Genomic DNA, 17,225 nt, shown 5'->3' on the forward strand with positions numbered 1-17,225 from the left:
ATGAAACAAAGACTTGTTGTCATCGGCGCAGGCATGGCCTCGGGCCGGGTGTTGGAAACCCTGACCGACAACGCGCCGGATGCGTATGACATCACCCTGTTCAATGCCGAGCCGCGCGGGAATTATAACCGCATCATGCTGAGCCCGGTGCTGTCGGGTGAGAAAACCTATGACGAGATCGTCACCCATGACGATGCCTGGTATGCCGAGCGTGGCGTGGCCTGCCGCTTTGGCGAAAAGGTTGCGAAGATCGACCGTGAAATGAAGGTGGTCGAGGGTGAGAAGGGTCATGTGCCCTACGACAAACTGGTGATTGCCACCGGGTCAAACCCGTTCATCATCCCTCTGCCCGGTCATGATCTGGACGGCGTGATCGCCTATCGCGATCTCGAAGATACGCAGCAGATGATGGGTATGGGTCCCGACAACAAAGTTGTCGTGATCGGTGGCGGCTTGCTGGGCCTTGAGGCCGCAGCGGGCATGGCCGTGCATGGGGTGGACGTGACCGTGGTGCACATCATGGGCCACTTGATGGAACGTCAGCTGGATGAGGCCGCCGGTTACCTTCTGAAGAAGTCGCTGGAGGAGAAAGGCATCAAGATCTGCCTGCAGGCGAACTCGAAGGAGATCCTGGGCCAGGACGGCAAAGTACGGGCGCTGCTGTTGGAGGACGGCACCGAACTGCCCTGCGACCTGCTGGTGATGGCGGTGGGCATCCGGCCCAACACCACACTCGCGCAGGAGGCCGGCCTGGCCACGGGGCGTGGTATTCATGTTGATGACCAGATGCTCACCTCGGACCCGGATGTGTATGCGGTGGGCGAATGTGTCGAACATGATGGTGCGGTCTTTGGCCTTGTGGCGCCTCTTTATGATCAGGCGAAGGTCGCCGCGCAGGCTCTGATGGAGCAGGACGCAGCATTTGTTCAGAAGACGCTTTCGACCAAGCTGAAGGTTACCGGGTGCGACCTGTTCAGCGCGGGTGATTTTGCCGATGGCCCCGGGCGCGATGACATCGTGTTCCGCGATCCGTCGCGCGGCGTCTACAAGCGGTTGGTGATCGAAGAGGACCGGTTGGTTGGCGCGGTCATGTATGGCGACACCGCAGATGGCAGCTGGTTCTTTGGCCTGATCAAAGACGGCACAAACATCGACGAAATGCGCGAGACGTTGATCTTCGGCCCGGCCTATCAGGGGGGCGATACCGCGGACCCTCTCTCAGCCGTTGCAGCATTGCCGCCTGAGACGGAGATTTGCGGCTGCAACGGCGTATGCAAGGGCGAGATTGTCGAAGCGATCACAGCAGGGGCCGGTGATCTGGGCGCGGTGCGGGCCAGCACCAAGGCCAGCGCATCCTGCGGGACGTGCACGGGGCTGGTCGGGCAATTGTTGCAGGTTACACTGGGTGATGAGTTCCAGATGCCAGCGGCGCAGCCGGTATGTGGCTGCACTGATCTGACCCACGAGGATGTGCGCCGTCTGATCAAGGGGCAGGAGTTGAAAAGCCAGGCTGCCGTCTGGCAGGAGCTGGGTTGGACAACACCCAATGGCTGTCATATCTGCCGCCCGGCGATCAACTATTACCTTCTGGCCGATTGGCCGCTGGAATATCAGGACGATCCGCAAAGCCGGTTCGTGAACGAACGCAAACACGCCAATATCCAAAAGGACGGCACCTTCAGCGTTGTGCCGCGTATGTGGGGCGGGATCACCACGCCGGATGAGCTGCGTGCCATCGCAGACGCCGCCGACAAATACGATGTGCCCACCGTCAAGGTGACAGGCGGCCAGCGCATCGACTTGCTGGGCGTTAAGGGTGAGGACTTGCCCGCGATCTGGTCGGATCTCAACGATGCGGGTTTGGTCTCGGGCCACGCCTATTCCAAGGGTCTGCGCACGGTGAAAACCTGTGTTGGCACTGATCACTGCCGATTCGGCACGCAAGACAGCACCGGGCTTGGCATCAAGCTTGAGAAAACCCTGTGGGGGTCCTGGACACCGCATAAGCTCAAGCTGGCCGTCTCGGGTTGTCCGCGCAACTGTGCCGAAGCGACCTGCAAGGATATCGGCGTCGTCTGTGTGGACTCGGGCTATCAGATCAGCATCGGCGGGGCTGCCGGGATGGATGTGAAAGAGACCGAGCTGCTGTGTCAGGTCCCCACCGAGGATGAGGCGATTGAGGTCGTCATGGCCGTCACGCAAGCCTATCGCGAAGGCGGCAAGTATCTGGACCGCCTGTATAAATGGCTGGGCAAGGTCGGCATGGACTGGGTCAAGGCGCAGGTCGTCGAAGACCTGGACAACCGTGCCGCACTGGTTGCGCGGTTTGAGCTGTCGCAAAGCATCTACCGCAAGGACCCCTGGGCCGAGCATGTGCGTGACAAGGCCAAGACCTATGCACCGATTGCAGATTTCACATTGGAGGCCGCGGAATGAGCTGGATCGACATTGGAAGCCTCGAAGATGTGCCCCTGCGCGGCGCACGTCTGGTGAAAACCCATATCGGCTGTATCGCGGTGTTTCGCACCGCCGAGGCCGAAGTTTTCGCCGCCACCAACAGCTGCCCGCATAAGGGTGGGCCTTTGTCCGAAGGCATCGTGCACGGGCAATCCGTGACCTGCCCGCTGCACAATTGGGTGTTTGATCTGAACACCGGTCAGGCGCAGGGCGCGGATGAGGGGCGGATCGACACTTATTCCGTACGCGTCGAAGACGGCCGCATCCTGCTGGACGACAGCGCCGTCACCCGGCGGAGCGCGGCCTGATGGACGGAACCGGCCTGCCCGAGACCCGGTCAACCTGTGCCTATTGCGGTGTCGGCTGTGGCGTCTTGCTGCGCCCGGACGGGGCCGGGGGGCTGGCCGTGCGTGGAGACCCGGAGCATCCGGCAAGTTACGGGCGTCTATGCTCGAAAGGCATGGCCTTGGGGGAAACTGTCGGGCTGGATCACCGCCTGCTGGCCCCGCGTGTGTTGGGAAAAGACACAACGTGGGACGATGCGTTGCAGCTGGTGGCGGATCGCTTTGCCACAACGATCAGGGATCACGGGCCTGACAGCGTCGCCTTTTACGTCTCGGGCCAGTTGCTGACCGAGGATTACTATGTCGCCAACAAGCTGATGAAAGGGTTCATCGGCTCGGCCAATATCGACACCAATTCGCGGCTGTGCATGGCCTCCACCGTGGCCGGGCACAAACGGGCCTTTGGGACGGATACGGTTCCGGGCACCTACGAGGACCTGGATCAGGCCGACCTGATTGTTCTCGTGGGGTCAAACCTCGCGTGGTGTCACCCGGTTCTCTATCAGCGCATAATCGCCGCGCGACAGGCGCAGGGCACCAAGATCGTGGTCATCGACCCGCGCCGGACAGCCAGTTGCAGCCAGGCCGATCTGCACCTTGCCTTGCAGCCCGGCAGCGATGTGGCCTTGTTCAATCACCTGTTGACGCAAATCCATGCAGGCGGGCATGTCGCGCCTGAGTTTCTGGACCACACAGTTGGCTTCGCCGAAGCGCTTGAGGCCGCCCAACAGGATGATCCGGCGGTCACCGGTTTGGACCCCGCCGACATCGAACGGTTTTGCACGCTTTGGACCCAAACCGAACGCGTGGTGACGATCTTCAGTCAGGGCGTGAACCAATCCTCCAGCGGAACGGACAAGGTCAACGCGATCCTGAACTGCCATCTGGCGACCGGACGGATCGGGCGCGAAGGCATGGGGCCGTTTTCGGTCACCGGTCAACCCAACGCGATGGGCGGTCGTGAGGTGGGCGGCTTGGCCAATATGCTGGCCTGCCATCTGGACATCGAAAACGACGATCATCGCGCCGCGGTGCAGGGGTTCTGGAACGCGCCAACTCTGCCGCAAAAACAGGGTTTGAAAGCGGTCGATCTGTTTCGATCAATCGAAGAAGGCAAGGTCAAAGCTCTGTGGGTCATTCACACCAACCCGGCGGTCACCATGCCGGATGCAGACCGGGTCAGCGCGGCGATCAAAGATTGCCCCTTTACGGTGGTCAGCGATCTGACCGCGCAGACAGATACAGCGCGCCTCGCGGATGTGGTCCTGCCTGCGGCAGGCTGGGCCGAGAAATCCGGGACCGTTACCAACTCGGACCGCACGATCAGCCGGCAACGCGCGGTTCTGACGCCACCCGGTCAAGCCCGCGCCGATTGGGACATCCTGGCTGAGGTCGGACGCCGTATGGGCTGGGACGAGGCGTTCAGTTTTGACTCTCCGGCGCAGATCTTTCGCGAATATGCAGCCATGTCGTCGCTCGCGGGGTCTTTCGGCAAGGATTTCGACATTTCTGGCCTCACGGATATCACCGAGGATGACTATGCCGAGCTAGCGCCTACACGCTGGCCCGTATCTGCGAAACGAACCGGTGGACGTTTCTTTGAGGATGGGGCGTTCTTTCACCCCGACGGCAAGGCGCGTCTTCTTCCCGTTTCCCATCGCCCACCTCAGGAAACGCCGTCCGAGACCTATCCATTTGTGCTGAACACCGGGCGCAACCGCGATCAATGGCACACGATGACCCGATCGGGCCTGTCGCCGCGCTTGTCTGCCCATCTGGCGGAACCTTATGTCGAGGTGAATCCGGAGGACGCGAAGAAACTGGGCCTTGCCCCAGCAGATCTGGTCGAGATCACAAGCGCGGTTGGCAAAGGTATCTTCCGGCTGCGGATCACCGATGCGGTCACGCCGGGGCAGGTCTTTGCCCCCATCCACTGGACTGGCGAAACCGCGCCTGCTGCGCGTGTCGATGCCTTGGTGCCCAGCGTGACAGATCCGATCTCGGGTCAGCCGGAAAGCAAAGCGGCGGCTGTGTCCGTAAAGCCCATGCAAGCGGCATGGTATGGGTTCGCAGTATCGGTTTCCGCGCCTGCTCCGTCTTCGGATTATTGGGCGTTGGTAAAAACCGACAACGGGTACAGAACCGAATTGGCGGGATGTCACGCCATTGATGATTGGGAAGTTACCGCGCGCGCGTGGTTTGACTTGCCCGATGCTACGGCAACAGTGATCGAAGACCCGAAACGCGGCGCGTTTCGGATTGTGTTGTCCAATGAACACCGGGTTTTGGCCGCACTTTATGTCTCGTCGCAACCGATCTCGTTGATGCGGGACTATCTTGCAACCCTGCCAGATGTGGCCCCCTATCAACTGCTGTCGGGACGCGCTGCGCTGGATCAGGTCGATTGCGGGCCGGTTGTCTGTTCATGCTTCGGCGTTGGGCTGAAGACCATCATCAGCGCGATACAAGACGAGCGCCATCTGAGCGTCGCTGAAATCGGCGAAGCGCTTCAGGCAGGCACCAATTGCGGCTCGTGCCGGCCCGAGCTTGCGGATCTGATCACCGAATATTCGATGCGAGAGGCCAAGACCCCAAAACGCCGCGCACAGGTCTGAGGTCTATGGCTTTGACGCTCAGTTGATCGGCGTGGAGATCTTCCCAACGACATCTAGGCTGCGATCACTGCTGTGAGTTTGCGGCGTCGGCCTGAACACGTTTGAAGTTGAGGAACTGCACGATGTCGGCAGCTTCGTTTTCCTCGAAATCGGCGCCCTCAAAATGGGTTCTGTCACCGTTCAACGTAACGACCCCCAACCGATCACCTGAAAAAACGCTGAACTGGTTTCGATGGTCTCCGCGGCGATGCAGCGTGTATTTGGGCGCCGATGCGTTTTCGCCCCAGATCATGCCTCGGATCGGGCTGGTACAGGCTTTGGCATCAGCCAATGCCACGAGGCTGTTGGCAATGTCGACTTGGCTGAATTGCGTATCGACACGTTTCGGCTCGGGGGCAAGAACCGGCCCGATCACAACAGCGGGTATTTGGGTATAGGCTTTTTCGTACCCGTATCTGTCGACCTCTTGGCCGAGTAACGGCCGCATCGCGCGATGATCACCCAAAACTATCAGATGGCCTGTTTCGAAAAAGCCAGCTTCTGAAAGATGGCGGTATAGCGCGCCGATTTGCCGGTCGACATAGCGGATAACCTGTTCTTCCGAGCGGATACCACTGTCTGGCGCGACGAACGGATGATGGCTGGAAGCCGTTTTCGCAAAGATCAACGTTGGCACGGTGGCGCCTTGTATGACGTCGATGATCCGCTCGACCAAAGCGGCATCGGGTGCCGCATCAAAATGATAGCGGGGCCATCCTTCATAGAATTTGGCTGCACTGCCATGGACTGTCTCGAACCCCAATGCGTCGGCCCATTCTCCGGTTGATGAGAACTCGAGATCAGAGGTGGTCAGGAAATAGCTGTCATAATTGTTTGCAGCGTATGCCGATACCACCGAGTCTTTTGCCGCCCAATATCCGGCGAAATGGGTGTTTCCTCCGTCGGTCAGGGTGTTCGGAGGATAGATCGGGTATTCGGCGGTCAACAGCGAAAGCTCGGCATCTTCGGTCGTAAAGCCGTTGGCCAGGAAATTGCCCAAGGCAAGGTTTTCACGGGCCAGTTTGTCAAGCTCTGGTGTCCAGTCATTCAGTCCGCTGAAAAACCCGGAATGATAAGACGAAAGGGATTCGACCATGTAGATAACCAAAGGCCCGGCAAGCCTTGGGGCGTCAGAGCATATCGGTTCGAATGGATCAGAAAGAGTGCCGCGAAACTCGGCACTATAGGCCCGAAACTCGCTGAGATCTGTCTGGTTGTAGGAAATGACGTTCTGGAAAAGACGGTAATGCACATATCCGGTCTCGCGCATGTTCCAGACGAGGATGCCCGCGACCGCGACGACAATCCCCAAAGCTGTTGCCGTATGGTGACTGATCCTAGTACTTTGCAACAGGCGCCAGACACAGAAAACCGCGCAGCAAAACGCCACCAAAGTCGATGCAATCGCGATCAGCGTAAGAGGTTTGAAGTCAAACAGGTAGGTCAGCGAGTAGGAACCAAACTTTCCAATGTCGGATACGGTCAAACGCTGCCCAAATTGCTGCGAGATGAGGACATCGAGGAAGATCAAGCTCAGCAAGATAATGGCCACCAGAAAGCACCCGACCGCTATGTTTTTCCGCCTCGATGCCGCGGAAACCAGCAGCAAAAGCGAGATCGGCACCAGCAGAATAAAGTCGTTTCGAAGCGTTTCAACGAACGCATGGCGTGGCGTTGAAGTCATGCTGGAAACAAGGAGCTCGACTTCAAGGGCGCGATAAAGGCTTGGGCCAAAAACGGCGCCCAAAACAATAATAATTCTTAACATATTCAGTTTTTTAATTCGATCTAACGTTTGGTTTCTAAAATCTGTGTTGCAATGGGATGCGCCGAAAAAAGACACGTTTGCGCAGGGTTAGATTAATCAGGCCACGCATTGGTCAATAGTTAACTTTCAACGATTAGGTGAAAAATTTTTGTTGTGATGTCTTATTGCGATACTTGCGTGACGGCGTAGGCGAGATGACATAAAGTCGAAAAATCCGACATATTGACGTTATTACCGACCAATTCGTCACTGTGGTCCCTGCACCTCGGACATTTCGCGTCTCATACTGGAGTAAACGCGTAAGGAGGCAGCGCATGACCTGGAATATCTGTGTTCTTGGCGGTGGTAAGATTGGGCAGATGATCGCCACTTTGCTGAAGCAATCCCGCAATTATTCGGTGACGGTGGCAGACCATGATTTGTCGGCGCTTGCGGCGTTCAAAACCATGGGCGTTCCCACTCGCCAGATTGACGCGACGGACGAGACCGGGCTGAAAGCGGCGCTGGAAGGGTTTGACGCGATCATCTCGGCGGCTCCGTTCTTTCTTACTCCGGCCATTGCAGCGGCTGCCAAGGCTGTAGGGGCACATTATTTCGATCTGACCGAAGATGTCGCGGCAACTGCCACCGTGCGCGCGTTGGCCGATGGCAGCAAATCCGCCTTCATGCCGCAATGTGGTCTGGCCCCAGGCTTTGTTGGTATCGCGGGCGCTGCGTTGGCGGCTGAGTTTGACCAGATCGACAGCCTGCATATGCGTGTTGGTGCCTTGCCGATGTTCCCGACCAATGCGTTGAAATACAATCTGACTTGGTCGACAGACGGGTTGATCAATGAATATTGCAACCCGTGCGATGCCATCGTGAATGGTGAACGCGTCAAGACCGCGCCGCTCGAAGATTATGAACGGATCGGTCATGACGGGGTTGAATACGAGTGTTTCAACACCTCTGGCGGGCTGGGGACTTTGCCGGAAACGCTTGAGGGCCGGGCGCGGGCGGTGTCCTACCGATCGATCCGTTATCCCGGTCACTGTGATGTCCTCAAACTGTTGTTGCATGATCTCGGGCTCGCGCAGCGTCGGGATCTGCTGAAAGGCATATTCGAGACGGCATTGCCACGCACCGATCAAGACGTGGTTCTTGTCTATTGTACGGCCAAAGGCAAAATCGACGGAACCCTGCGCGAAAAGTCTTTGATCAACAAAAGCTTTGCGCGCGACATCCACGGTCAAACCTGGAGCGCCATTCAGATCACAACAGCTGCCGGCGTGCTGGGCGCGGTTGATCTGATGCGCACAGGCAAGCTGCCGCAAAACGGGTTTGTGCGGCAAGAGCAGGTCCGGTTGGACGACTTCCTGAACACCGAATTTGGTCAGCTCTATCGTGCTGGCGATGTCACTGAACAGAACAAGGCGGCCTAAGCGATGAAAGATGTTGTTATGACGGCAGAGCAGATTTTGCAGAATTTGGGGTTGAGCGCAGCAGAGCTGACGGGTGGAACACTGGCCGTTACCTCTCCGATCGATGGCAGCTTGCTGGGTGAGGTGCATGAAACACCTCTGTCCGAGATGGATGCCGTGTTCGACCGTGCCAAGGCGGCGTTCAAATCCTGGCGCATCGTGCCTGCGCCCCAGCGCGGTGAGCTGATCCGCCTGCTGGGCGAAGAGCTGCGCGTGGCCAAGGATGACCTGGGCGCGCTGGTCAGTTGGGAGGCGGGCAAGATCACCTCGGAAGGTCTGGGCGAAGTGCAAGAGATGATCGACATCTGCGACTTTGCAGTGGGTCTGTCCCGGCAGCTTTATGGCCTGACCATCGCATCTGAACGCCCGGGCCATCGGATGATGGAAACCTGGCACCCTGCCGGGCCGGTTGGTGTGATTTCGGCGTTTAACTTTCCTGTTGCCGTCTGGTCCTGGAATGCGGCGCTGGCGCTTGTCTGCGGGGATCCGGTGATCTGGAAACCGTCAGAAAAGACTCCACTGACGGCGATGGCCTGCCAGAAGATCTTTGAGCGTGCAGTGGCGCGGTTCGGCGATGCGCCCGAGGGTCTGCTACAGACACTCATTGGCGGTACGCAACTGGGCGAGGCGTTGGTGGCCAGCGAACATGTCCCGGTGATCTCGGCAACCGGCTCAACCCGAATGGGCCGTGCGGTGGCCCCGGTTGTAGCATCGCGTTTCGGCAAATGCATTCTGGAATTGGGCGGCAACAATGCAATGATCGTCGGCCCCTCGGCTGACCTTGAAATGGCGGTGCGGGCCATTGTGTTCTCGGCGGTTGGTACGGCCGGTCAGCGCTGTACCTCGCTGCGGCGGTTGATCGTCCACAACTCGATCAAGACCGATCTGGTTGCGCGTTTGAAGAAGGCCTATGCCGGATTGCCCATCGGCAACCCGTTGGCCCAGGGCACATTGGTTGGTCCTTTGGTTGACGAGGCCGCAGGAGCAGCGATGACCGCCGCGCTGGAGGCTGCCAAAGCCCAAGGCGGCACCGTTTTTGGCGGCAATCGTGTCACCAGCGGTGTGCCGGACGGGGTCTATATGGAACCTGCGATTGTCGAGATGCCAGGCCAGACCGAAGTGGTTAAGACCGAGACCTTTGCGCCAATCCTATACGTCATGGGCTATGACGATTTCGACCAGGCCATCGACATTCAAAATGACGTACCGCAAGGCCTGTCATCTTGCGTTTTCACCCTGAACATGCGCGAGGCCGAGCAATTCCTGACTGCCGCCGGGTCTGATTGCGGGATTGCCAACGTCAATATTGGTCCATCCGGGGCCGAGATTGGCGGCGCGTTTGGCGGTGAGAAGGAAACTGGCGGCGGACGCGAAAGCGGCTCGGACGCCTGGAAAGCCTATATGCGGCGGCAGACAAATACGGTGAATTATTCAGCCGAACTTCCGCTGGCCCAGGGGGTCAAGTTCGACATCTGAACCAATGGCCCGACCGATTTGGACATGGTCGGGCCTTAGTCGGCAAATAGATAATCCAGGCGCATGATGGCCTGCGCTGTGTCAGATGGCAGGCCCAGAAATCTAGCAACCGCGCGTTCATTCTCGGCGCGGTTCGCGGTTTCGCGCAGGCGCAAATAGCCGTCAAACTCGGCTCGCCGGATCAATTCGGATTCGTATGCGATATCGTTGCGCAGTGTCGGCAGCAGGTGGGCCACCGTTTCGGGCCGGCTGTTTTCACCGGTCAAGCCGACCCTTCGGGCATGCCCGGTCAGGTAGTCATCGGAATAGCTGCATTCGACCTCGAGGATATGTGTGCGGACCTGGTCGGCACAAAAGTCCTGAATGACGTCCAGATTGGCGGGATCGAGGCAAATCACCAGTTGATCAGACTGGAAATGCTCAAACAGCATACGAACAACGGCGCGCCGATGCCGCGAGCGTTTCAACAGAGTGGTCTCGATCCCGCCCAGATCGGGGAGGGGCGTTTCCTCTTCGTTGAAAAGGTATTCGATACAGGGAATGTTGGTTTCCGAAGCGATCTGATCGACCAGCCGTTTGGCGACGTGCCACTTTTTGCAAACTACAAGATACAGATCCCGTTCGGGCCCGAGTGTGTTGTTCGCTTCCCAGAACCGTTGGCCAAAGCGCCGCCCAACCCTGCCGCGACCGGTAAGAAAGGCATGTAGATTTCGCCCTTCGTTCGAGATCTGAAAACTGACCCCTTCCTGCGCGTAAAGCTGGCCCAACCGTTCTTTCATCTCGCGTGCTTCAGGACTGATCTTTCGGGCGAACAGATAGTCCTGGCTGAGCAGCAAATCGTAGTGATCGTTGTAGAAAGTAACCGGCATACCATAGTCGGAAAACATCAGGAACGTCAGCGTGCGGTTCTCGATTTCCTGTTTCGGAACCAGATGGCGGACCAGGGTTTGAAAAAACGTCTCGTCCGGTATCCAGGTGGTCGAGAAAAAGCGGATGATATCGCGGCGTTCGCGCAGCAGCTTTTGGATCATCTCGATTGTTCGGCGCCGCAGACACCACCATTGGCTGCCAATCATCACTTTCAAATCACCGGGTATTTCACGTGTCAGGCCCAGTTTCTTTTGTGCCTCATAGCTGGCGTAAAACCGGCCCGCCTGCGTTCGTTCGTTGAAATAGTGGCGATAGATCAGCCGGTCTTCCTTCATTCCGGTCTTGATCCAGTTGCTTTTGAAAAAGTCGTGGCTTTCGATAAAGTCGAGATCGTGCCGGTCCAGAAAATCATGCGTATATTCTGCCGTCTTGATGGCCATGCAATCGCCGGACAACATGTAGAAATGCGTGGCCCGGGGGAACGCTTCGGTCGCCGCATCTATGGCATGAAGCGTGGCTTGTACCAAAGACCACGCGCCCCAGCCGCATTTGATCCGTTTGGCCGCAAACGCAACATTCGGGTTTTCACGCAATGCGTCGCGGATGCGTTGATAATCTTTGGCGGATGCGCGCGCATCGAAATGGATGGAGATGCAGTCCCCCACCGCCGTCAGTTGCTGAGCCTGAGCAATGATAGCGTCGGGGTCTTTGTGGCATAACAAGATAAAGGCAATTTTTGCCATTGGTTTGCGCTATTTCCGTTTCTGCCCGTTTGCACCCGTGATACTGAGGATGAGCGATTGAATAAACAGAATATTTTTGATTTTTTGTGTGTATAGGCCAAGTGTCGGACTGAGATCCGGTGGCATAAGGAGGCGCAGTTAATGGGGTTTCCCGGGACATGGATGACCGAAAGTCAAAGCATGGTCTACCGTGTGGTGCCCAAATGCGCCTGCTCGACCATTGGTCAGATCATGTACTATTCGGATCATGGTGTCTTTTTCGACGGCGACATCCACGATGCATCTGAGGGGCTGCACAAGTGGTCCTTTGAGAACAGCAAATCCCCGATTGCCGAGAATGTCCGTGGGCATAGCTCGTACACATTTACCTGTGTGCGCAATCCCTATACGCGGATCCTGAGTTCGTTCTTCGACAAGATTTGCGGGATTCAGCGCAACGGCAAGCGATACCGGGGCAATCTGGTGCCCAGCCTGATCTATAACTATGGGATTGAGGTTGGCGGGGATGACGGCAAGGGCGAGTTCGACCAGATCGCCAGCTTTCGTCGGTTCCTTCTGTTTGCGCGCGATACCATCCGGTGGCGCCGCCCGATGGATCCCGACATTCATTGGTCGGCCATGTCGGGCCATGTCTCGACGCTGATCGTGAATGGCGGGCGCTATGACCGGATCTTTTGGACTGAAAAGTTCAACGACGGCATGCAGGGCGTTTTGGATCAGGTGCAGACCGAGCATACAATCACCTTGTCAGATGTTCCACGTTTCAACGAATCCGAAGGTCATGGGCCAAAACGCGCACATCCGGTTGAGGATTTCTTTGACGATCTGTCCATGCATCTGGTCTACGAGATCTACAAACAGGATTTCGAACTGTTCAAATACGATTTCGAAAACCCGGCCAACAAATTGCCAATCGGTGAAATCGACCTGGAAGAGATTCACGCCAAACTGGGGGATTGAGTAGCACTGGGTGTCCGCGGCAGAGATTTATCTGCGTGGAACGCGATTTGCAGGTGGGTGTCTGCTTGGAGCCCAAACTCTCGAATGCTGCGCTACGGACCAATGTCTGTTTCCCGGTATGAGGTAGGCAGAGGCCATTCTGTGGCCTCTGTCTCGTTGGTTCACTTGTTGAAGAACTCGGCGGCGGCGTCGGTCGACGCTTTCACGGCATCTGGCTTGTAGTAGAAGTCCACGTGGCCGAATTCGTCGAACGCCAATTCCTCATGCTCGTTCGTCAGCTTTTCGACAAACTGGGTGGAGCAAGGCGCAGTAAATGCCGTGCTGGAGTAGATCGTCAGCGTAGGTTGCGTGATCTTGTCAGCATAGGCTTCACCAAGTGAGAACAGGGACTGCATGCTCTGATCGGCAATATGCATGTTTGAGAAGTTCGGAACTGCTTCCGGCCCCTTGGCCCCTGTGCGACCGTAGTAGTCATAGCTGGCCTCAGCCATCGACGGGAACGGTGCGGCTGCGACAAAATCTTCGCGGGAAATCTCGTCATCCAGGCCGAAAGTGTCAACGTAGACCGGCTCGCCGGATTCATACATCTTCTGCATCGCCGCATTGGACGCTGCGATCATCTGGTGCGCCATGTTGGGATCGGCCCACTGGAACCCATCTGCGGCCATCATTCCAGAGACCAGAGCGATTTTCTTGATGCGGTGGTCGGTTACGTCGGCGGAGGCGATGATCGAGCCGCCCTGGCACACGCCAGGCCGTGGATTTCTTCGACGAATGGCAGGGTGCCGAGGTATGACACAGCGTCCCAAGTGTTCTCGATCAGGCGGAACATATAACGCGATTTCATGTGCTCTCCTGGCAGCGCGGGGCTGTCGCCCATGCCCAGATAGTCAAAGCCCAGATAGATGAAGCCGCGTGCGGCCATTTCCGGGCCGTAGGTCGCGGGGATCTGATCTTTGACCTGCGGGAAGGGGCTAGCGCCGACGATGGCTTTGTATTCCTTCGACGCGTCAAATCCTTCGGGAAGGTAGAGGTCGCCTGCCAAATCCACACCAAAGGACTTGAAGGTCACTTGGTTTTTGCCAGCGCTAAGGGTTTGGGTTGTCATGGTCTTGGTCCTTTCGGGTTGGAAGACGCTTGGCCTTGCAAAAGTAAATTGTGAAGTTTACTTATGGGGTGGTAAGGTGTTTGTAAACACACCTTTTTACTTATTGAGATGAAACCTGTGAAACGTACTGAAAAGAAACGGAAAGATATCATCGACGCAGCCATCGATGAGTTCCGTGAGCAAGGGTTCCTGGGGGCGAAGACCACCTCAATCGCGAAAAAAGCGAACGTATCGAGTCGCACGCTCTACAATCACTTCGAAAGCAAGGAGGCGCTGTTCGACGCGATCTCAGAGATCATGTTGGAACAGAGCCGCAGCATGCAGCCGGTATCCTATGATCCGGATCGCGACTTCGCCGAGCAACTGAAGGATGCTCTTTGGCGCTACGTCGGAGTGATCACGGAAGAAACAGCCATCGGATTAAATCGCATGGTCCTGTCAGAGCTGATCCGTGACCTTGATCGGTCCCGGCGGTTCTTCACTCAGACCGAAACCCACGATTATCCGATGACGCGGTTGATTGGTGAGGCTATGGACGCTGGCGTTATACGAGAAGCTGATCCGGCCTTCGCAACGAACCAGCTTTTGGGGCTCGTCAAAAACTTCTTCTTCTGGCCGGAGTTCTTTCTTGGCGAGAACCCGACACCAAAAGACGTCCTGGACGATTGCGTCGCTATGTTTTTGGCGCACTACAAAGCGGACGTTTGATTGGACATCACCAATGGCGGCTTCGTCCGCCGAGCTGTCATTCGCCGCGATTTGGCGAACGTTTACACGAGCCCAAAGCGGATTTTGCAATGTCCAGATTGGAACCGTTCCCATCGGCACGTTAGCAATGTGTAGCCTCTAGTTTTTTAGGCATACGACAGACTTTCGTGTACACTCGCCACACTGCTCTGTCGAAAAGCTGAATAAAGCAATCAACTTCCTTGGGGGGACAAACTATGTCAATCGAAACGACCGCACGAGAATTTTTTGAGGCTTGCGAGACTGGTAAGGGTTGGAAAGGGTGCAAAGGCTATTGCAATGAAGACGCTACATTCTCTGCTCAGGCAGATGCGTTAGCTGACGTACTTACGCTGGAGGGGTATGCGGAGTGGATGAAGGGTTTGCTGACACCCGTCCCAGATGGTCATTACGAGCTGAAGTCATTCTCGACCGATGCAGATCGTGGCGTTGTAACAGCATTTGCCGTGTTTCACGGAACCCACTCGGTAGACGGGCCAGTGCCCGCGACCGGAAATAAGGTTGCGGCAGATTACGTCTATGCGATGGAGTTTGACGGCGACAAAATTAAGCACATGACCAAGATTTGGAATGACGTTCACTCGTTAAAGCAACTCGGCTGGGCATAACCGCTGTAGGATGATTTGTGCGTAAGTGGCCTGAATTGGCGGTGGCCCCTTTGTCCGCACAGCAGAACAAAAACAGCCCACCGGGTAGGTGGGCTGTTTTTGTTGAGCAGTTTCTTACTCAAAGTTGACGCACGGCTCCTTTCGCGGCGCTGGTGGTCAATTTGGCGTAGGCTTTCAACGCAGTGGACACTTTGCGCTTGCGGGGCTCTGCCGGTTCCCAGCCTTTTGCGTCCTGCTCGGCGCGGCGGGTGGCCAGCTCTTCCTCGGACACCGCCAAGTGGATCGTGCGGTTGGGGATGTCGATCTCGATCCGGTCGCCGTTTTTGACCAACCCGATCTCACCGCCTTCGGCCGCCTCGGGTGAGACATGGCCGATCGACAGGCCCGATGTACCCCCCGAGAAACGCCCGTCCGTCAGCAGGGCACAGGCTTTGCCCAGGCCTTTGGATTTCAGGTATGACGTCGGATACAGCATTTCCTGCATGCCCGGTCCACCGCGCGGGCCCTCATAGCGGATCACCACCACGTCGCCCTCTTTGACCTTGCCGGTCAGGATGTCATTGACGGCCTGGTCCTGGCTTTCGCACACATAGGCCGAGCCGGTGAATTTCAGGATGTTCTCATCAACGCCTGCGGTTTTTACGATACAGCCGTCGCGCGCTATGTTGCCGAAGAGAACCGCCAGACCACCATCCTGGCTGAAGGCGTGTTCTTTGGCCCGGATCACGCCGGTTTCGCGGTCTGTATCCAGCTCTTTGTACCGGTTCGACTGGCTGAAGGCCTGCGTTGTCCGCACACCGCCGGGCGCGGCTTTGAACAGATCCTGCGCCTTTGGGTTGTTGGCAACCTTGATGTCCCAATTGGCAATCGCCTCACCCATGGTGGCCGAATGGACGGTGCAGCAGTCTTCATGCAGAAGGCCTGCGCGGCTCAGTTCACCGAGGATCGAGAAGATGCCACCGGCGCGGTGGACGTCTTCCATATGCACATTCTCGGTATTGGGCGCGACCTTGCAGAGGCACGGAACCTGTCGGCTGAGCCGGTCCATATCGGACATAGTGAAATCGACACCGCCCTCGCTGGCGATGGCCAGCAGGTGTAGCACCGTGTTGGTTGAACCACCCATGGCGATATCCAGGCTCATTGCGTTTTCAAACGCGTCAAACGTGGCGATCTCACGGGGCAGGAACCCTTTTTCGTCCAGCTCATAATGCCGCTTGGTGATCTCGACGATGCGGCGACCGGCCTCCAGGAACAGCTCTTTGCGGTCCGAATGCGTCGCCAGGGTCGAGCCGTTGCCGGGCAGCGCCAGACCCAGCGCCTCGGCCAGGCAGTTCATAGAGTTCGCCGTGAACATGCCCGAGCATGAGCCGCAAGTCGGGCAGGCGTTTTCTTCGATATGTTTGACCTGTTCGTCGGTGTATTTGTCATCCGCTGCGGCGACCATCGCGTCCACAAGGTCGATCTTTTTGACATCCAGATCGGCGATGTCGATCTTGCCCGCCTCCATCGGCCCACCTGAGACAAAAATGGCCGGGATGTTCAGGCGCATGGCGGCCATCAACATACCCGGCGTGATCTTGTCGCAGTTCGAGATACAGACCATCGCATCAGCACAATGGGCGTTGACCATATATTCGACCGAATCCGCGATCACTTCCCGCGAGGGCAGGGAATAGAGCATACCGTCATGGCCCATGGCGATCCCGTCATCCACCGCAATCGTGTTGAATTCCTTGGCCACGCCGCCTGCGGCCTCAACTTCGCGCGCGACCATCTGGCCCAGATCCTTCAGGTGCACGTGACCGGGGACAAATTGGGTGAACGAGTTGACGATAGCGATGATCGGCTTGCCGAAATCGTCATCGCCCATACCAGTGGCGCGCCACAGGCCACGCGCGCCCGCCATGTTGCGGCCATGGGTAGAGGTTCTGGATCTGTACAATGGCATGATGCTGTTTCCCTTTTGCCTCGGGTTGCATGTTCGAAGGATTGTGCGTTATAGCGCACGTATCACATGTGCGCTATAA

Annotated in this window: 13 protein-coding genes; 8 read left to right on the forward strand and 5 right to left on the reverse strand. The window is 57.3% G+C overall.

Annotated elements, in window-relative coordinates; translation table 11 throughout:
* The 3 genes from nirB to GOV38_RS06925 are packed head-to-tail and all read left to right on the forward strand — an operon-like array spanning position 1 to position 5,416.
* On the forward strand, positions 1-2,436 hold the full coding sequence (gene nirB, locus GOV38_RS06915) for a nitrite reductase large subunit NirB (protein ID WP_171208573.1): 2,436 nt from the start codon (positions 1-3) through the stop codon (positions 2,434-2,436).
* Positions 2,433-2,765, forward strand: coding sequence for a nitrite reductase small subunit NirD (gene nirD, locus GOV38_RS06920; RefSeq protein WP_171208574.1), 333 nt, complete (start codon positions 2,433-2,435; stop codon positions 2,763-2,765). Before nirB ends, nirD begins: the two co-directional genes overlap by 4 nt.
* Positions 2,765-5,416: a nitrate reductase gene (locus tag GOV38_RS06925; RefSeq protein WP_171208575.1), complete on the forward strand. Its 2,652-nt coding sequence runs from the start codon at positions 2,765-2,767 to the stop codon at positions 5,414-5,416. Before nirD ends, GOV38_RS06925 begins: the two co-directional genes overlap by 1 nt.
* Before the next feature lie 64 nt (positions 5,417-5,480).
* Here the strand turns inward: GOV38_RS06925 and GOV38_RS06930 are convergent, their stop codons facing one another.
* Positions 5,481-7,007 carry an LTA synthase family protein gene (locus tag GOV38_RS06930; RefSeq protein ID WP_171208576.1) on the reverse strand — a complete coding sequence of 509 codons (1,527 nt, stop codon included), beginning with the start codon at positions 7,005-7,007 and terminating at the stop codon, positions 5,481-5,483.
* Positions 7,008-7,537: 530 nt separating this feature from the next.
* Here GOV38_RS06930 and GOV38_RS06935 point away from each other — a divergent pair.
* A complete protein-coding gene (locus GOV38_RS06935; protein ID WP_171208577.1) occupies positions 7,538-8,644 on the forward strand; it encodes a saccharopine dehydrogenase family protein in 1,107 nt (368 codons plus the stop codon).
* Positions 8,645-8,662: 18 nt separating this feature from the next.
* Positions 8,663-10,159, forward strand: a complete 1,497-nt coding sequence (locus tag GOV38_RS06940) for an aldehyde dehydrogenase family protein (RefSeq protein WP_371808514.1) — start codon at positions 8,663-8,665, stop codon at positions 10,157-10,159.
* 35 nt (positions 10,160-10,194) lie between these two features.
* Here GOV38_RS06940 and GOV38_RS06945 read toward each other — a convergent pair whose 3' ends face one another.
* Positions 10,195-11,772, reverse strand: coding sequence for a DUF5928 domain-containing protein (locus GOV38_RS06945; RefSeq protein WP_171208579.1), 1,578 nt, complete (start codon positions 11,770-11,772; stop codon positions 10,195-10,197).
* 141 nt (positions 11,773-11,913) lie between these two features.
* Here GOV38_RS06945 and GOV38_RS06950 point away from each other — a divergent pair, with 141 nt between their 5' ends.
* Positions 11,914-12,732 carry a sulfotransferase family protein gene (locus tag GOV38_RS06950; protein ID WP_171097739.1) on the forward strand — a complete coding sequence of 273 codons (819 nt, stop codon included), beginning with the start codon at positions 11,914-11,916 and terminating at the stop codon, positions 12,730-12,732.
* A gap of 161 nt (positions 12,733-12,893) precedes the next feature.
* On the opposite strand, the gene GOV38_RS22200 is transcribed toward GOV38_RS06950, so the two are convergent.
* A complete protein-coding gene (locus GOV38_RS22200; RefSeq protein WP_217352069.1) occupies positions 12,894-13,403 on the reverse strand; it encodes a hypothetical protein in 510 nt (169 codons plus the stop codon).
* A gap of 38 nt (positions 13,404-13,441) precedes the next feature.
* Complete coding sequence (locus GOV38_RS22205; RefSeq protein ID WP_217352070.1) at positions 13,442-13,840, reverse strand: alpha/beta hydrolase; 399 nt, start codon at positions 13,838-13,840, stop codon at positions 13,442-13,444.
* 117 nt (positions 13,841-13,957) lie between these two features.
* Between GOV38_RS22205 and GOV38_RS06960 the strand changes: the two genes are divergently transcribed.
* Together GOV38_RS06960 and GOV38_RS06965 are read left to right on the forward strand one after the other, a co-directional pair.
* A complete protein-coding gene (locus tag GOV38_RS06960) occupies positions 13,958-14,548 on the forward strand; it encodes a TetR/AcrR family transcriptional regulator (protein WP_171208580.1) in 591 nt (196 codons plus the stop codon).
* 236 nt (positions 14,549-14,784) lie between these two features.
* Entirely contained in the window at positions 14,785-15,195 is a 411-nt protein-coding gene (locus tag GOV38_RS06965; RefSeq protein ID WP_171208581.1) for an ester cyclase, read from the forward strand.
* Positions 15,196-15,313: 118 nt separating this feature from the next.
* On the opposite strand, the gene ilvD is transcribed toward GOV38_RS06965, so the two are convergent.
* On the reverse strand, positions 15,314-17,146 hold the full coding sequence (ilvD, locus tag GOV38_RS06970) for a dihydroxy-acid dehydratase (protein WP_171097765.1): 1,833 nt from the start codon (positions 17,144-17,146) through the stop codon (positions 15,314-15,316).
* Between the last annotated feature and the right edge of the window lie 79 nt (positions 17,147-17,225).

This window comes from Ruegeria sp. HKCCA5839 (assembly GCF_013035585.1).
In the GTDB taxonomy this organism is placed as follows: Bacteria; Pseudomonadota; Alphaproteobacteria; order Rhodobacterales; family Rhodobacteraceae; genus Ruegeria.